This is a genomic window from Vibrio sp. 378, assembly GCF_033339435.1.
This window is the reverse complement of the sequence record NZ_JAWOUO010000264.1, coordinates 1-902: the sequence shown is the minus strand read 5'-3', so window position 1 is coordinate 902 and position 902 is coordinate 1. Positions and strand designations below refer to the sequence as shown.

Annotated in this window: 1 pseudogene and 1 riboswitch; the pseudogene reads right to left on the bottom strand. The window is 43.0% G+C overall.

The features are described from left to right. A pseudogene (locus R7Q48_RS25585) lies at positions 1–466 on the bottom strand (aminotransferase class V-fold PLP-dependent enzyme); the annotation flags it as partial. 326 nt (positions 467–792) lie between these two features. Next, a riboswitch (Lysine riboswitch) is annotated at positions 793–902 on the top strand. This riboswitch is flagged as partial in the annotation.

Genomic DNA, 902 nt, shown 5'->3' with positions numbered 1-902 from the left:
GTGCATCACTGACAGCACCGGTTGATGTCTCAGCATGCACAAAAGCCAGAATTTTTGTATCAGGATGTTGCTGTAGTGCTTGTTCAACTTTATCTACTGAAACAGGCGCACCCCATTCATCATCGACTAGCACCACTTCGCCACCAGCACGAATAACGTTTTCACGCATGCGCTCGCCAAAGACACCGTTTCGACAAACGATGACTTTGTCACCTTTCTCGATCAAGTTAACGAAACAAGTCTCCATCCCAGCACTGCCTGGAGCAGAAACCGCAATAGTGAACTCATTTTCGGTTTGAAAAGCGTATTTCAACAGCTGTTTAAGCTCATCCATCATCGCGATAAACAGAGGGTCTAGATGACCAACCGTTGGACGGCTAAGGGCTTGCAATACCTGTGGATAAACATCGGAAGGACCAGGGCCCATTAAAATTCGGTGAGGGGGAATAAAGCTTTGGATCGGCATGTCAGCTCCTTGATTGCAGTCATTTAGCCTGAAAGAAGTCATTTTTAGAATTATTTGCCATCAAAACATCGTCACTCTTCATGCTTTGCAAGAAAACTCACTTGAATTATTTAACAAGTCGTTCACCAGAAAACAGGAGCAATTTTTATTTCGATTAGCAATACATTCAGGCATCAAAGGTTTCACACTAATGTATTTTGTTGCACACGGCAATTAGCCCTAAGTATAGAGGTCAAACCACTGTCACAATTTCGTTAATAAAAACCATCATTCTGGTTGAAATATTGATTGACATTGTGACGTCAAAACCGTTCAATGTTTGAGCTTTATGTAGAAGAGGAGCACTGCCAAGGCAGATGATTTGTGGAACCGCAATTCCAATACCAATCATTCAGGGGGAGTAGTGCCGAGGTAAGTCAAAATTGCAGGGTTTGGC